The sequence below is a fragment of the Rhodococcus sp. MEB041 genome (assembly GCF_030208955.1).
Lineage (GTDB): Bacteria > Actinomycetota > Actinomycetes > Mycobacteriales > Mycobacteriaceae > Rhodococcoides.
This window is the reverse complement of the sequence record NZ_JARVSZ010000011.1, coordinates 27206-42093: the sequence shown is the minus strand read 5'-3', so window position 1 is coordinate 42093 and position 14888 is coordinate 27206. Positions and strand designations below refer to the sequence as shown.

Genomic DNA, 14888 nt, shown 5'->3' with positions numbered 1-14888 from the left:
AGGTGCCCACTACACTCGCTGTATGTCGAGGCAACGCACCCGGGCCGATGCGTAGGGAACCCGGTGCATTGGAGAAGGCGGTCCTCCGGCTTCTCGGTCAGCACGACGAACTCTCGGTGTCCGCAGTACGCACACTCCTCGAGGACGATCTGGCCCACACGACGGTGATGACCGCGTTGGTCCGACTTCACGGGAAGGGTCTCGTGACCAGGGAGCGACAGGGTCGATCGTTCGTCTACCGCCTGACCGCGCCGTACGAAGATCTGCCGGCTCTGCGTGCAGCGATGCGGATGCGTTCGGAACTCGACGCCGGTGAGGCTCGGGCGGATGTTCTCGCCAGTTTCGTGTCCGGTCTCGACCCCGACGACGAGCTCGTGTTACGCGAACTGCTGTCTCGTCACGGTTCCCCGGACACGAACGAATCGTGATCGGGTTCGTCGTGGTCGCGGCAGCACCGTGGACACTGTCGGTGATGGTGAGGCTCTGGTGCCGCAGGGTCGATCGTGACGTGTCCCCGGCCCGGGCGGTCGTGGTGCTCGCATCGTTGACGACCGTGGCGGCGTGTTCGGTGACCGCGTCACTGGTCGCTGTCGCCGCTGTTCTCCTCTCGTCGTCGACGTGGCCGGCGACCGTGATCGGTGCAGCCGTGATCCTGTGGTCGGCGTGGCGAGCAGTGCTCGTCGTGCGCCATCTTCGTCGGGTCGTCGCCAGTGCCCGTCGCACCGCACGGTTCGGCAGGGTCGCTGCGCGCTCCGACGGAGTGGTCGTGGTCGAGACGTCCGAGCCGGATGCTTTCGCGGTCCCCTCGGGTGGGGGTGCCGTGGTGGTGACGACCGGTCTACTGGACGCCCTGTCGGATGCAGAGGTCCGCGCAGTCCTGGACCACGAGCGGGCACATCTACGTTGTCGCCACGCTCTGTGGACCCAGGCCGTCGAGGTGTCCGCACTGCTCGACCCCGTTCTGTGTCCGTCCGTGGCACGGGTGCGACATGCCGTCGAACGGCACGCGGACGAATGTGCGGCAGAGGCCTCCGACAGGGTCACCGTCATGACAGCACTCGCCCGAGCGGCGCTGTTGCGTGGCGGCGTCGATCGGGAGACGGTCTCCTACACGGTGCCCGGCGCCGGCGGCGATGTCGTCGCCCGGGCTCTAGCTCTCAGCGCCCCTGCTCCCCGCCCGCGGAACGCGCCCGTCATCGCTGCGGTGGCCGTCGTCGTCGTGGTGATGGCCATGGTGATCGGCATTCTCGCGGACGTCACACAGGACGTCGTGGCGCCCGAGAGTGGAGAGACAGCCACCTCGGTCCTGCACTGAGTCAGGGGCGACGGACCTGTCTGTCACTCGCTGCTCTCGACCCCTGCTGCGGGCACGTCGCTCCACGTCGCGCGGGCGCCCGACTCACCGATCCGGTACACCTGGACGATGGTCGCGCCGCCCACGACGATCGCCAGGACCGCCACGGCGATCGTGAAGGGGTGTCGCACGGACCCGCCCCGGCGTTCCCTCAGATGGACGGCGACCACCAGGGCCGCCACGACGGCGAGGGCGACCGAGAAATAGATCATCGCGTCACCCAGCTCTGTGTGCGCGTGCACCTCCGGTGATCGCGGCACCCGCTTCTCGAGCCACTCGCCGGCGTCGGTGGTCAGGGGCGTCAGGATCAGGGTGAGGGCGGCCGACACAGCGATCAGCCACACCAGGCGTGATCGGACGGGTCGTGCGACAGCGGCGAGAATGGCGAGCACGGCAGTCAGCGGCGCGAGAACGACGATGAAGTGGACCAGCAGGATGTGGGCGGGCAGACCGTTGATCGTCGACACTGGAGCTCCGATGGTCGGATGCGCGGCGCCGTGCCGCACGAACACATACTACAGATCGTGTAGTAACTGGTCGGTCTGCTGGTCGACCATGGTCTCCCGGCGCCACGACGCTCCCGGCTCGTCGATCAGGTCCTGCAGTGCGCGGGCGAGTTCCCGGCCGAAATCCTCGATCGTCGAGGCGTCGTACACCGCGGTGGGATACACGATGGCCACCTCCAGTCGATCGCCAGGCGACTCGCGATGCTCGACGACGTGAACGTGCAGATCGCATTTCGCGGTGTCGAGGGGGCGAGGCTCAACCGTGGCTCTGGTCGGCGTCCCGTCCGGTGTGGTGTCCAGCGTGACGACGTCCGCCTGCATCACGTCGTAGGAGAGTGCGATCTGAAAGAGAGGGTGCCGCAACGGGTGTGGTCCTGGATCGAGTTGCGCTGCGATGGCGTGGAGAGGTACCGACGTGTGGTCGAGCGCCCGTGTCTCGCTCGCGTGCGCGGACCGCACGACATCGGACATCGAGAACGTCGACGTCAGATCGGTACGAACGGGCACCGTGGTGGTGAACGTGCCCACGATCTGTTCGAGCGCCGGATCGTTCCGTTCGGCGACCGGCGTGCCGACGACGATGTCCTCGGCTCCCGTCGCTCTGCTCAGTGCGACGAGTAGTGCGGTTCTGAGAACCGTGAAACGTCCGACGCCGCACTGTCGCGCCACGGCGTCGATGTGTCGGACGGTCTCGCTGTCGACGTGGGTGGTGTCTCGCGCCGCGGTGTAGGACCAGACGCAGGGCAGGGGGCGGCCGGCGGGCAGAGTCGCGGTGAAACACGCTCCGCGTAGTTCGTCGGCCCAGAAACTGAGATCTCCGCTCGTCGGACGGGCCGCCGCCCAGACGCTGTAATCGCCATAGCTCAGAGGTATCGACACGAGATCCGGTGAACGACCTCGGGTTCGAGCGCGATAGGCAATGGTGAAATCGGCCGCGAGGATCCCGAGTGACCACCCGTCCGCAGCGATGTGGTGCACGACGCACGCGAGTACCGCATGGTCCGGCGCGACGTGAAGAATCGCAACTCGGAAGGGGCGTCGGTACCGGACGTCGAAGGGAGCGGCGAGAATGTCGCGCATGGTCGTCTCGGTGAAGGGAAGCGCGTCGATCGTGACAGGCTCCGGGTCTCGCTCGACGACCTGACGGGGCCCGTCCGGTGAATCCGGGTACGTCGTCCGCAACGTCGGGTGTCTCTCGATCAGATCGTCGAACGCTCGCGATGCGGCATCGACGTCGAAAGGTCCTGTGATGTCGAGGGTGAACGGCAGATTGTAGAGGGGGAGTGGCGAATCGCGATCGATGTCCCGTTGCTGTGGAGCCAGGGGAACTCCGTGCGCAGCGTTCGCGAGACCTTCTCGTGCACGGGTCACGCGCTCTTCCGGTGAGCCTGAGACTCTGGAGTCCAGGACTGCAGCGAGCGCACGGACTGTCGGCGCGTCGACGATGTCCCGTACCCCGACGTCCGTCCCGGTGGCGGTGCGCAGACGCGACACCACGCGCGTGGCTGCCAGTGAGTCCCCACCCATGTCGAAGAACGAGAGTGCGACATCGACCGTCGTCGACTCCAGTACCTCGCAGAATGCTCGAGCGACGAGCGTCTGCATCGCGCCGGACGGCGCGGAGGTCGAGCTCACGGGAACCTCGGGTTCGGGAAGGGCCTCCCTGTTCACCTTGCGATTGGCGGTGAGGGGCATGGCCTCGACGACAGTGATGGTGCTCGGAATCATGTGTGCAGGGAGACTGCGTGACAGGAACCGACGCATGTCGTCGACATCGACGCCGGCACCCACCGGAACGAGATAACCGTCCAGTCGAGCAGTGCCGTCGGACCTCCGGCCGACCCGTACCGCGGCAGCGGACACGGCGGTGTGCCGACGCATCGCGCTCTCCATCTCACCGAGTTCGACTCTGTTGCCGCGGATCTGGACCTGATCGTCCGTTCTACCGTGGTATTCGAGAGTGCCGTCCACGAGACACCGCGCGAGATCGCCGCTTCGGAAGAGACGTGAGTCGGACGAGAACGGATCGGCTACGAAGCGAGCCGAGGTCATCGCAGATCGTCCGAGATAGCCGCGTGCCAGACCAGCCGCCTCGATGTAGATCTCACCGATCGCGCCGGGAGTGACGGGTCGAAGCTGTGCATCCAGCAGATGAATGCGTACACCGGTCATGGCGCGCCCGATTCCAGATGGATCCCCGTCGGCGAGGGGCCCGGTCATCGTGACACTGCACGTGGTCTCGGTCGGGCCGTATGCATCGAGAAGCACTCGACCTGAACACCATCGGGTCATGAGGTCATCCGGCGCGTCCTCTCCGCCGACGATGACGGTACCGATGGACCCAGCCCGGTCGATGTCGAGTGTGGCGAGAGCGGAGGGGGTGACGAAGAGATGCGTGACGCCGGCACGCACTGCGAAGTCGGTGAGTTCCGGTCCACCGAACACGTTCGGCGGCGCGACCGCCAGGGCACATCCGGTCGCGGCGGCTGCCAGGAGTTCGACCACCGCGGTGTCGAATCCCGGCGCGGCCGACAGGCAGACACGCGAGGAGGTGTCGAGGCCGTAGTGCGATCGGATGTGATCCACCAACGACCCGATACCGCTGTGTGTCACGACGACTCCCTTGGGGGCGCCGGTCGAACCGGAGGTGTAGATGATGTACGCGGCGGTCCTCGGATCTCGGCGGATCGACCCGACCAGGGCACCCGATCTGGGTGTCGCGGCACGGTCGACGAGTGGAATCCACACCGGGCCGACGCCGTTGCCGACGTGTGGCCCGGCGTCTCCGAGTGCCGTCGTCGCCCGGCTGTCCTCGAGAAGAAACCGGGCGCGCGCGACCGGGAGGTCCGGATCGATCGGCACGTACGCGGCGCCGACACGAATGACTGCCCAGAAGGCCACGACCGCCTCGACCGAGCGCGGAACCCGAACAGCCACAGGATCTTCGGGTCCGAGCCCGCGTTCGCGCAGTATGCGCGCGAGCGCATCGACGTGGGTGGCCAGTTCCGCATACGTGACGACTCGGCCGTCTCCCGTGATGGCCGGCGAGTTCCCGTGATGCAGGACGGCGGCATCGAACACGTCGGCCAGTGTCGTCGGCGCGCTCGCGGTCGGTCCGACCGATGCGGGTGCCGAGTCCATCTCTCCGGGAAGTCGGATGTCGAGTGCGGAGACGAGGGTGTCGGAGGTTTCCGGGCGAGCGAACTCTGCCGACAGTCGGAGGTAGCGACGACGCAGCCTGTCGAGATCCGCGGCGGTGTGGGCAGCGGGATTGCCTTCGATGTCGACGCGGGGTGCGCCACCGGAGACGGCGGGATGAATGTTGACCGCGAGGTCCGACACCGGACCCGTCGTCAGAATCTCCAACGTGCCGCACAGGTCGCCGATGGGCAGGTCCTCGGCGAACATCATGATGTTGACCGTCGGACCGAAACTTTCGTGCCCCGGGGCGCCTGCCGCGGCGACTCGTCGGGCCGTCACAGCGGTCCTGGACCGCCGCAACACGGCGCTGAGTGACTTCTCCGTGAGAGCGATCGCGTCGCCGACTGTCCCGTCACCGATACCTGTGAGAACGAGCGGTGCGACTGCCGACATCGTGGACCCCGCGCGCCTACTGATCGCATCGGCGCGCACCGAGATCGGGAGGGACAACCGGATGTCGCGAGCACCGGTCATGTGGCAGAGCAGGACGGCGAAGGCGGCGATCATCGTCGCCGTGGTCGCATATGACGTCGAGGGGCCGGCAGCCTCGGGCGTGTCGGTAGGAACTGCCGACCCTGGTCCCGTCCGGACTGAGACCGGGCGCGGACGATGGACGCGCCCGAGTCGAACGGCGGATCGCGCGGACACCGCGTCCAGTTCGGCCCAGAATGTCTCGTCGCGTGTCGAGCGGGCCGACGCGCGAAACCGAGTGTCCTCGTCGAGCAGCATCTCCGGTGTGGGAATGTCGATCGGGGGAACGGCTTTTCCGTGCACGCTCGCCGCGTAGAGGTCGGCGGTGCGCGCCAGCACCAACATGCTGGTGTGTCCGTCCTGGGCGATGTGGTGCGCGCGGGTGAACCAGAGGACGCGGTCGTCCTGCACGCGGAACACGGTCGAGGTCACGAGGGGCCCGTCGAACGGGAGGAGGTCGTCACAGGCGCTGCGCATCGCATGGCGGGCGGCGTCGGCGGCGTCGTCGAGTTCTCGGAGATCACGCACGTCGACGTCGGGCGTCGCTTCCACGAAGGTCTGACACGGCCGGCCGTCGATGTCCCGGACGCGCAGGGTGGACGACCGATACTCGGCCAGGGCGGTGGTGGCGCTGAGGCGCAGCGCGTCGACATCGAGGTCACCCGTGATCTCGACGCAGTAGGCGATCGTGAACGGCAGATCGGGGGTCACGTGCTGGGCGTACCAGACGGCAGCTTGCGCCGATGTCAAGGGCAGGGGTCCGTCGATGTCCCCTCACCCCCCGTCCCACTCGTGACTACTACTCATCAAGTAGTACCACGAGCGGCGGCTCCGACGGCGGCACGGAATGCGCGATGGGGTACTGATTCACGTCCTCCCCACGACCGACGTCGCGGACAGATGCAGGTCTTCCTCGCGAATGAGCGCCGTGGCGATGACGCTGATCACCGACGTGCCGACGAGGAAGGCGCACGCGAGCCAGGGTGACCCGCTCGCCGCGGCGATCAGAGCGGTGAGAACGAGGGGCGTCACGCCCGAGGCGTAGATCCCGGAGAACTGGTAGACCACGGACAGGCCGGTGTAGCGGATCTCGGTCGGATACAGGCTCGCGTACAGCGTGCCCTGTGCTCCGTAGAAGGTGGCGTGGACGATGCCGAACACCAGGACCAGTCCGAGTCCGAAGGGCCACAGGCTGCCCGTGTCGAAGAGGGCGAACACGGGAAACACGGCCAGCCCGTAGACCGCGATGCCGGTGATGTACACACGCTTGGCGCCCACCCTGTCCACGAGCACCCCGGACACCGGGATGAGCACCGCCATCACCACTGCCGCCACGGTGACCACGAGCAGGACCGAGACCTTGTCGAACTTCAGTTGTGTCGTCGCGTAGGTGATGGCGAAGACACCCCACGTGTTGAAGGCGGCACCCTCGCCCCATCGCGACAGCAGTCCGAGGACGGTGCTTCGCGCATGGCGCCGTGCGAACACCTCCTTGATCGGTGCGCTCGATCGCTGCTGGAGTTCCGACACCTCGCGGAACGCCGGCGTCTCCTCCACCTTCAGGCGCACGACCAGACCGACGATCACCAGAACGAGACTGACGAGGAACGCGATGCGCCAGCCGTAGGAGAGGAATTGCTCTTCGTCGAAGATCACCTGCAGCAGGGCGAACATTCCGGTGCCCAACGCGAGGCCGAGCGCGAGACCCACCTGCGGGATGCTTCCGAACAATCCACGCCGACGCGCCGGGCTGTGCTCGACGGCCAGAAGCACGGCACCGGCCCACTCGCCGCCGAGAGCGAAACCCTGTGCGATGCGCAACAGCAACAACAGAATCGGAGCCAGCAGACCGACGTCCTCGGTCGTCGGCAGGACGCCCATCAGGGTGGTCGCCACACCCATGATCAGCATCGACAACGCCAGTGTCTTCTTGCGGCCGATACGGTCTCCGAAGTATCCGAAGACGACTCCACCGATGGGGCGCACCACGAATCCGACGGCGAAGGTGGCGAAAGACAGCATGGTGCCGACGAAGGACGACTGATCCGGGAAGAACAGGCGATTGAACACCACACTCGCCGCCGTGGCGTAGAGGAAGAAGTCGTACCACTCGACGGTGGTGCCGAGGAGGCTCGACGCCACGACCGTGCGAAGGCGCTTGCTCCGGTCGGCATCGGGTTCGAACGAGGCCGAGTCCGTGAGGGCAGTCATGTACTCCGACACTGGCGTACGAGCTGTCCCGCGGTCACCCGTTGTGCTCGAGCTGATCCGAACGTCCACAGGACATGGGCACCGTGGATGACTCTGACTTTCGATCGCATCGTGTGACTCGGCTGCACACATTCGTCCCGATCGTCGGGTCGGTCAGTACACCGTCCGGAAACCGCCTATCAGGGTGATGACGTTGCCGTCGGGATCGGTGATCGGCGTGAGCCGAACTCCGTTGGTGGCGTCCGTGGTGTCGCCGACGGCGAGTCCGCGGCCCGCGAGCTCGGTGGTGTGAGCGTCGAGGTCGTCGACGGCGAGGTTCGACCGCGTCCGGCCGGCCCGGTCGGCATCGAGGAACACCTGCATCCACGCCCCCGGCACGATCTGCCACTCGATCAGACCCGGCATGGGGTTGTTGTCGGGTTCGCGTCCCAGCAGGCGCGTGTACCACTCGCGTGCGACATCGATGTCGCGCACGGGTACGACGGTCAGTACGTGGTCGATCATGGGCTCGTCCTCTCGTCGGATGTCACTGATGTGGACCGGCGCTAGGTCGGGAACTCATCGACCACGCGCCCGCTGTGCGTGATCCGGTGCAGCTGACCGTGCTGTACACGGTTCACTGCACCGGATCGTCCGGTACACGGGAGTTGTGAGGGGTGTGGCAGCAGGCTCGGCTCGCTATCGTGAGTGACTGGACCGGCACGGTCGATGACGATGGAGGCGAACCGGGGTGGCGGACGATTCGGACGTGGCGCAGGCGCGGGTGTTTCTCGCGGCGCTGGACGACGAGATCGCGACCGTATCGGTTCAACTCGAGGACGCGCGTCGGCTCGCCGCAGAAGCTCGGGCCAGGGGGGACGCGCCCACCGGTACGTGGCACGAGCAGCAGGCCGCGACACACAAGCGGACTCTGCGAGAGCTGCACCGGCAGACGCAAAATTTGCGCACCCGGTTCGCGCTGGCCTGAGATCCGAACTCTGGAACCTCCGCGAACGGGATCGACGCGATCCGGTGCGGTGGACTCGACGTCGTAGGGTCGACGTGTGAGGACACGACTCGGTGCTCTGGACCGTCGCACCCGCACAGCGCTCGGCGGCCCCGGGCTCGGGGTGGTCGCGCTTGCTGCGCTCGTCGTCCTCGGTGCCGTGATCCTCGTACACGCGGTGGACCCGGATGCGTGGGTCGTGGCGGTAGTGCTGGCGCTCGTTGCGCTGGTCGTCAATCTCGGAGGGGCCCGCCGTTCACGCAGACGGTGACTCACTGAAGTGAGGTAAGCCTGCGCTAACATTCGGACATGTCGACCATCTCCGCCGGGCGCGCCGGCGCTCTCCTCGCTGCCCTCGCTCTGGCTGTCGCCGGGTGTTCCACCGAGTCCGGGAGCAGTTCCGGTGGGGAAGGGTGGTCTCACACCACTGCCTTCGGCAACACCGTGTCGCTGGACGCACCGCCGGACACGGTGGTTGTCGACGCGTACTCGGCTGCCGCACTGTGGGACTACGGTGTTCGCCCTGCCGGGGTCTACGGCTACGGCATCACCAACGGGCTGGGTCTCGGTGACGCGGACCTCGATTCCATGACCGTCGTGGGTACGGATGCGGTGTTCGAGACGGAGGTGGCGGCGACTATGGGCGCCGACCTCGTCGTCGGCTATTCCGCCGAGACCGATCCCACGTCCTGGATCTGGTGGGAGGCAGCGCAGGCCGAGCAGATCAACGTCGTCGCTCCCTTCCTGGGCATCGATCCGTCCTCGTCGCTCGACGGAACGCTGGATCAATACCGTTCGCTCGCAGCATCACTGGGCGCCGACGTGGACTCCCCGGAGATCGCATCCGACCGTGCGGACTACGACGCGGCGAAACAGCGGGTGCGCGATGCTGTCGCCGCGAGTCCCGGCGTGACGGTGCTGCCCGTCAACGCGGCCGCCGACGCCGTGTACATCGGAACGGAACAGTTGTCGGTGCTGGGACTGCTCTCGGACCTCGGCGTGGGTCTCGCGGGTCCGGGATTCGACGGACCGTGGGCGACGGTGAGCTGGGAGAACGTGGCTCAGTACCCTGCCGACATCGTTCTCGAGTACCCCGCGAGCCGCGAGGTGCTGGACGCCTCACCCGTCTACGGTTCCATTCCTGCGGTCACCTCGGGCCATGTTCTGGACTGGGACGACAAGCGTCCCACCACCTATGCCGAGTACGCGGACTGGCTCGACCGCCTTGCGGACGCCGTCGACCGCACGAGCTCGTCGACCTGACGCCGACCGGGGGGTACTCCTGCATGGTCCAGGGGCCCCGTCCGGCGGCGGCTCAGGGTCGTCTCGTCGCCACCGCCGACTCGTTGATCGCACCCGCGGCCGGCCGACCGGCCAGTGCTGCGACGACGGACTCGGCGGCCGCGGTACCCGCATCGGTGCGCGCCTCGCGGGTCTGACCGGCCAGGTGTGAGGTGGCCACGACCGTGGGCATGGCCAGGAGCGGGTTGTCCGGGTTCGGTGGTTCGGTGGCGAAGACGTCGAGCGCCGCTCCCGCGATGGTGTGGTCGCGGAGCGCGTCGACGAGGGCATCCTCGTCGACCATCGATCCGCGGGCCGTGTTGACAAGGTAGGCAGAGGGTTTCATCTGGGCCAGTGCCGCGGCGTCGATGACGGGTGCGCCGCCGGCACGGGCGTGGAGGCTGACGAAATCGGACTCGCGGAGCAGAGTGGTTCTGTCGACGTAGGTGACCTCGAGTGCGGGGTCGGGATGGCCGGTGGAGATCAGGACGGTCATGCCGAACGCGTGAGCGAGGTCCACGACGGCCCGTCCGCTCGGCCCGAGGCCGATGATGCCGAGAGTCGCGCCCCGTAGCTGTCGAGTGTCGTGGCGTGGCCACTCTCCGCGCCGCACACCGTCGGTGGTCTCGCCGATCCGCCTCGCGCACATCAGGAGCAGAGCGAGGGTCATCTCGGCCACCGCATGGCGGTTGGCTCCGGGGGTGTTGCAGACGAGGACGCCGTGAGCGGTGGCGGCCTCGATGTCGATCGAGTCGTATCCGACTCCGCTGCGCGCGATCACGCTGAGGGACGGGGCCGCGCGCAGCATGGCGGCGGTGACGGGTTCGCTGGCGATGATGGCAGCGTCACTCGCGGCGAGGAGCGCGGCCATCTCACCGTCGGGGCGGGGCCCGACGGCGGGGGAGTGGACGGTCTCGTGACCGTGCGCACGGAGCAGGGTGTCGACGTCGTCGCCGGGGTGGAGGTAATCGGTGGTGATGAGGACGGTAGCCATCTGTCCCTCTTTCATGTCCGTGCCGATCCGGATCGGCGTCACTCGCCGATCAGGCGCTGCACCTTCTCGCGAGTGTCGGTGCCCGCGACAGGAAGGTAGACGACGATGTTCAGGTCCTTGTGATCGGTCGGCGCCAACTGGTGGTGCTCGAAGCGCAACTCTCCGACGACAGAGTGCCGGAAGACGCGCTCACGCGAGGCGAATCCCTCGATGTCGCGGTTGTCCCACCCGTCGGCGAACGTGTCACTCGTCGAGCGGAGCCGATCGACCAGGTCCGTGAAGGAGGGAGTGCCGAGGGCGGCGCCTCCGTCCGCCCGGAACTCTGCGAGGAAGCGTCTGCTGTCGGACTCCCAGTGCGGGAGCAACTCGCGCACGTACGGGTCGGTGAAGACCAGCCACAGAAGGTTTCGGTCCGCTGCCTCCACGGTCTCGATGCGGGGGAACAACGCACGGTACGCACGATTCCATCCGGCGATCGTCCACTCCGGACGGAGAGCGAACGCGGGGAAATCGGTGAGGGCATCGAGCAGACGTTGCACGGCCGGAGGCGTCGTCTCCGCGCTCGACGGGGTCGGCGTCGGCGGGTGTCCCGCGAGGTCGAGAACGTAATCGTGCTCGGCAGGCGTGAGGTGGAGCGTCGCGGCGACGGCATCGAGGACTTGGCGTGACGGGTGGATGTCCCGCCCTTGTTCGAGCCAGGTGTACCAGGTGACGCTGACATGGGACAGCGACGAGACGTCCTCTCTACGTAAGCCTGTCGACCGGCCCCGCGGAACGGGCGGCAACCCGAGCCGCGACCGTGGCAGTGCCGAGCGGCGGGCGCGCAGGAAAGCTCCCAGCTCACGGCGCGCGGCGAAGTCCCGGTCGGTGGTCACACGGCAACTCTACGATCGTCCATGCGTGAAGGTGGTGGTGGTGATACCAGTACCGGAGCTGTCTTCCTGCGGCGGCACTCGACCGGCATCGTCGTCCCCATGCCTGCACTTCGATCGAGAACCGTCACGCACGGACGCAACATGGCGGGGGCCCGCGCGCTACTACGCGCCGCGGGGGTGAACGGCGACGATTTCGGTAAGCCGATCATCGCCGTCGCGAACAGCTTCACCGAGTTCGTTCCCGGCCACACCCATCTCCAGCCGGTCGGCCGCATCGTCTCGGACGCGATCACCGCAGCCGGCGGCATTCCGCGCGAGTTCAACACGATCGCGGTCGACGACGGCATCGCGATGGGACACGGCGGGATGCTCTACTCGCTGCCCTCCCGCGATCTCATCGCCGACTCCGTCGAGTACATGGTGAACGCACACTGCGCGGACGCTCTCGTGTGCATCTCGAACTGCGACAAGATCACCCCCGGGATGCTCATGGCCGCACTGCGACTGAACATCCCGGTGGTGTTCGTCTCGGGCGGTCCGATGGAGGGTGGCACCGCAGTGCTCGTCGACGGCACCGTGCGAACCCGACTCACCCTGGTGTCCGCCATGTCCGATGCTGCCGCCGGTGACGTCTCGGACGAGGACCTGGAACGCGTGGAGGAGTCAGCGTGCCCCACGTGCGGGAGCTGCTCGGGCATGTTCACGGCAAACTCGATGAACTGCCTGACCGAAGCGCTGGGGCTCGCTCTGCCGGGCAACGGGACCACGCTCGCCACGCACACGGCGCGTCGGGACCTCTACGAGAATGCCGGGCGCACCGTGGTCGATCTGTGCCGTCGGTGGTACGACCACGACGACGAGTCGGTCCTTCCTCGGCAGATCGCCTCACGCGCTGCGTTCGACAACGCCATGGCCCTCGACATCGCGATGGGTGGATCGACGAACACGATCCTGCATCTCCTGGCCGCGGCACGCGAGGCTGAACTCGACTACAGCCTCGACGACATCGAGAAGCGTTCGCGGATGGTCCCATGTCTGTGCAAGGTGGCACCCAACGGGCACTACCTCGTCGAGGACGTGCACCGCGCCGGTGGAGTGCCCGCCATTCTCGGTGAGCTCCGCAGGGGCGGGCATCTGCACGATCACGTGCACACGGTGCATTCGGAGTCTCTCGCCGACTGGCTCGACCGGTGGGACGTCCGGTCCGGGTGTGCCGACGAGGCCGCGATCGAGTTGTTCCACGCCGCACCGGGATGCGTGCGTTCCGCCACTGCGTTCTCGCAGTCCGAGCGTTGGGAGACGTTGGATCTCGACTCCGCCGGCGGATGCATCCGCGATGTGGAGCACGCGTACTCGGCCGACGGCGGCCTGGCGGTTCTGCGCGGCAACCTGTCCGCCGACGGGTGTGTGGTGAAGACGGCGGGCGTCGACGACTCCATCCTCACCTTCACCGGCCCGGCCGTGGTCGTGGAGTCGCAGGAGGACGCATGTGACGCCATCCTGTCCGGACGGATCGTGGCCGGCGACGTGCTGGTCGTGCGGTACGAGGGTCCGCGCGGTGGGCCCGGAATGCAGGAGATGCTCTATCCGACAGCATTTCTCAAGGGTCGCGGCCTCGGGGCATCGTGTGCGCTGATCACCGACGGCCGCTTCTCCGGCGGGACATCGGGTCTGTCGATCGGGCACGTGTCTCCGGAGGCGGCCGCGGGTGGCGTGATCGCTCTGGTCGAGGACGGGGACAGCATCACCATCGACATCCCGCACCGCTCGATCACACTGGACGTCGCCGACAGCGTGCTCGCGCAACGGCGTTCTGCCCTCGACGGCTTCCGGCCCCGCCACAGGCAGCGCGAGGTGAGCGTCGCTCTCCGTGCGTACGCCGCGCTCGCACTGTCCGCAGACAAGGGTGCGGTGCGCGACGTCGATTCGCTCCGGTGAGTCCCGTGGTTCGTCACCGCTCCGTTGCGTCGACCGCCGTCGCCAAGCCGTCGACGAGAGTCGGGAGGAAGTAGGGAATCGTCAGTGCCGTCGGGCCGATGGCGGCCCCGGCTTCCTGGCCGACGAATCCGGCGACGGCACCTGCCGCCACAGCGGGGATCTGCCGCGACACGTCGGATGACAGGAACTCCCGGAGTGCCGCGTCCGTGTCCACCTGTGTGAAGACGACAGAGGCATCGATTCGGGAGATCTCCTCGGACGACACCGCGGTCGAGAACGTGGAATCACCGGTCGCCAGTTCGGTGACGGACGGATCGGACGTGAATCCCAGGTTCTCGAGCAACTCGACGCGCGGGTCCGAGGGAAGCAGGACGTAGTAGACGTCGTGCGCCTCGGACACGTAGGCGATGGTTCGGTCTCGGAACTCGGGGTGTCCTGCGCCGGCATCGACGACCTGCTGGTCCAGTTCTGACACGAGTTCCGTTGCCTCGACGCTCTTTCCGAGAACCTCACCGGTGACACCGATCGTGTCTCGCCACGGAGTCGACCAGAGCTCGGACGGCGGTGCGACCACGGGAATGCCGGCCGATGTGACCGCGTCGTACTCGCTCCGAGTGAGGCCGGAATGTGGTGCCAGCAGGACGTCGGGGTCGGCTGCGACGAGCTTCTCGACCGACAGGGGACCCAAAACGTCGTCCAGGAGAGCCGGTGCCTCACCGCCGTTCCGGGCGATCGACTCGGCGATCCACGGGTACGTCAGGTCGTCACCGCCGCCGTACGTGGTCGACGGCATGGCCACCGGCATCACCCCGAGAGCCAGCACGGCATCCGTGGCGCCGGCACCCCAGGTGGCCACGCGGGCGGGTGTCGAGTCGAGGACGGTCTCGCCGTACATGTGCCGCAACGTCTTCGGGAACGACGCATCGGCGGTCGTCGCCGAACCGGGGTCAGCGGAGTCCGACGAGCTGCAGCCGACGAGGTGCGCGGTCACCGCCACGGCGGCGATGAGAACTGTGATCGAGCGTCTCGTCCATCGTGGAACGCTGCCGGGAATACGCATCATGCCTTGATG

General features: G+C 67.3%; 13 protein-coding genes. 6 read left to right on the top strand and 7 right to left on the bottom strand.

Features of this window, described 5'->3' with window-relative positions:
- Window positions 1–47 precede the first annotated feature (47 nt).
- Entirely contained in the window at window positions 48–428 is a 381-nt protein-coding gene (locus QRN16_RS21205; RefSeq protein ID WP_222639852.1) for a BlaI/MecI/CopY family transcriptional regulator, read from the top strand.
- Window positions 425–1315 (top strand): M56 family metallopeptidase, encoded by an 891-nt coding sequence (locus tag QRN16_RS21200; RefSeq protein WP_222639849.1) that lies wholly within the window; start codon window positions 425–427, stop codon window positions 1313–1315. Before QRN16_RS21205 ends, QRN16_RS21200 begins: the two co-directional genes overlap by 4 nt.
- Window positions 1316–1338: 23 nt before the next feature.
- Here the strand turns inward: QRN16_RS21200 and QRN16_RS21195 are convergent, their stop codons facing one another.
- From QRN16_RS21195 to QRN16_RS21180, 4 genes are all read right to left on the bottom strand, one after another.
- Complete coding sequence (locus QRN16_RS21195) at window positions 1339–1821, bottom strand: DUF2231 domain-containing protein (protein ID WP_222639846.1); 483 nt, start codon at window positions 1819–1821, stop codon at window positions 1339–1341.
- A 48-nt stretch (window positions 1822–1869) separates the two neighbouring features.
- The gene (locus tag QRN16_RS21190; RefSeq protein WP_285189796.1) at window positions 1870–6282 is read right to left on the bottom strand and encodes a non-ribosomal peptide synthetase; all 4413 of its coding nucleotides are present in this window, start codon (window positions 6280–6282) and stop codon (window positions 1870–1872) included.
- A 117-nt stretch (window positions 6283–6399) separates the two neighbouring features.
- Window positions 6400–7743: an MFS transporter gene (locus QRN16_RS21185; protein WP_285189794.1), complete on the bottom strand. Its 1344-nt coding sequence runs from the start codon at window positions 7741–7743 to the stop codon at window positions 6400–6402.
- A gap of 153 nt (window positions 7744–7896) precedes the next feature.
- A complete protein-coding gene (locus QRN16_RS21180) occupies window positions 7897–8247 on the bottom strand; it encodes a VOC family protein (RefSeq protein ID WP_285189792.1) in 351 nt (116 codons plus the stop codon).
- Window positions 8248–8473: 226 nt separating this feature from the next.
- On the opposite strand from QRN16_RS21180, the gene QRN16_RS21175 reads away from it, so the two are divergent.
- The 3 genes from QRN16_RS21175 to QRN16_RS21165 all read left to right on the top strand — a co-directional run bounded on the left by QRN16_RS21175 (window position 8474) and on the right by QRN16_RS21165 (window position 9991).
- Window positions 8474–8710: a hypothetical protein gene (locus QRN16_RS21175; protein ID WP_222639806.1), complete on the top strand. Its 237-nt coding sequence runs from the start codon at window positions 8474–8476 to the stop codon at window positions 8708–8710.
- Between the two features lie 76 nt (window positions 8711–8786).
- Entirely contained in the window at window positions 8787–8999 is a 213-nt protein-coding gene (locus tag QRN16_RS21170; RefSeq protein WP_285189786.1) for a hypothetical protein, read from the top strand.
- 38 nt (window positions 9000–9037) lie between these two features.
- The gene (locus tag QRN16_RS21165) at window positions 9038–9991 is read left to right on the top strand and encodes an ABC transporter substrate-binding protein (protein ID WP_285189784.1); all 954 of its coding nucleotides are present in this window, start codon (window positions 9038–9040) and stop codon (window positions 9989–9991) included.
- Between the two features lie 52 nt (window positions 9992–10043).
- Here the strand turns inward: QRN16_RS21165 and QRN16_RS21160 are convergent, their stop codons facing one another.
- Both QRN16_RS21160 and QRN16_RS21155 read right to left on the bottom strand, forming a co-directional pair.
- Complete coding sequence (locus QRN16_RS21160) at window positions 10044–11003, bottom strand: phosphoglycerate dehydrogenase (RefSeq protein WP_285189782.1); 960 nt, start codon at window positions 11001–11003, stop codon at window positions 10044–10046.
- A gap of 38 nt (window positions 11004–11041) precedes the next feature.
- Complete coding sequence (locus QRN16_RS21155; RefSeq protein WP_285189781.1) at window positions 11042–11878, bottom strand: helix-turn-helix transcriptional regulator; 837 nt, start codon at window positions 11876–11878, stop codon at window positions 11042–11044.
- 99 nt (window positions 11879–11977) lie between these two features.
- On the opposite strand from QRN16_RS21155, the gene ilvD reads away from it, so the two are divergent.
- Window positions 11978–13816: a dihydroxy-acid dehydratase gene (ilvD, locus tag QRN16_RS21150; protein WP_285189779.1), complete on the top strand. Its 1839-nt coding sequence runs from the start codon at window positions 11978–11980 to the stop codon at window positions 13814–13816.
- Between the two features lie 13 nt (window positions 13817–13829).
- Here ilvD and QRN16_RS21145 read toward each other — a convergent pair whose 3' ends face one another.
- The gene (locus tag QRN16_RS21145) at window positions 13830–14879 is read right to left on the bottom strand and encodes an ABC transporter substrate-binding protein (RefSeq protein WP_285189777.1); all 1050 of its coding nucleotides are present in this window, start codon (window positions 14877–14879) and stop codon (window positions 13830–13832) included.
- Between the last annotated feature and the right edge of the window lie 9 nt (window positions 14880–14888).

Coding starts and splice junctions, on each gene's coding strand:
- QRN16_RS21205 (WP_222639852.1), top strand. CDS start 48: ATGCGTAGGGAACCCGGTGCATTGGAGAAGGCGGTCCTCCGGCTTCTC.
- QRN16_RS21185 (WP_285189794.1), bottom strand. CDS start 7,743: ATGACTGCCCTCACGGACTCGGCCTCGTTCGAACCCGATGCCGACCGG.
- QRN16_RS21180 (WP_285189792.1), bottom strand. CDS start 8,247: ATGATCGACCACGTACTGACCGTCGTACCCGTGCGCGACATCGATGTC.
- QRN16_RS21165 (WP_285189784.1), top strand. CDS start 9,038: ATGTCGACCATCTCCGCCGGGCGCGCCGGCGCTCTCCTCGCTGCCCTC.
- QRN16_RS21160 (WP_285189782.1), bottom strand. CDS start 11,003: ATGGCTACCGTCCTCATCACCACCGATTACCTCCACCCCGGCGACGAC.
- ilvD (WP_285189779.1), top strand. CDS start 11,978: ATGCCTGCACTTCGATCGAGAACCGTCACGCACGGACGCAACATGGCG.
- QRN16_RS21145 (WP_285189777.1), bottom strand. CDS start 14,879: ATGATGCGTATTCCCGGCAGCGTTCCACGATGGACGAGACGCTCGATC.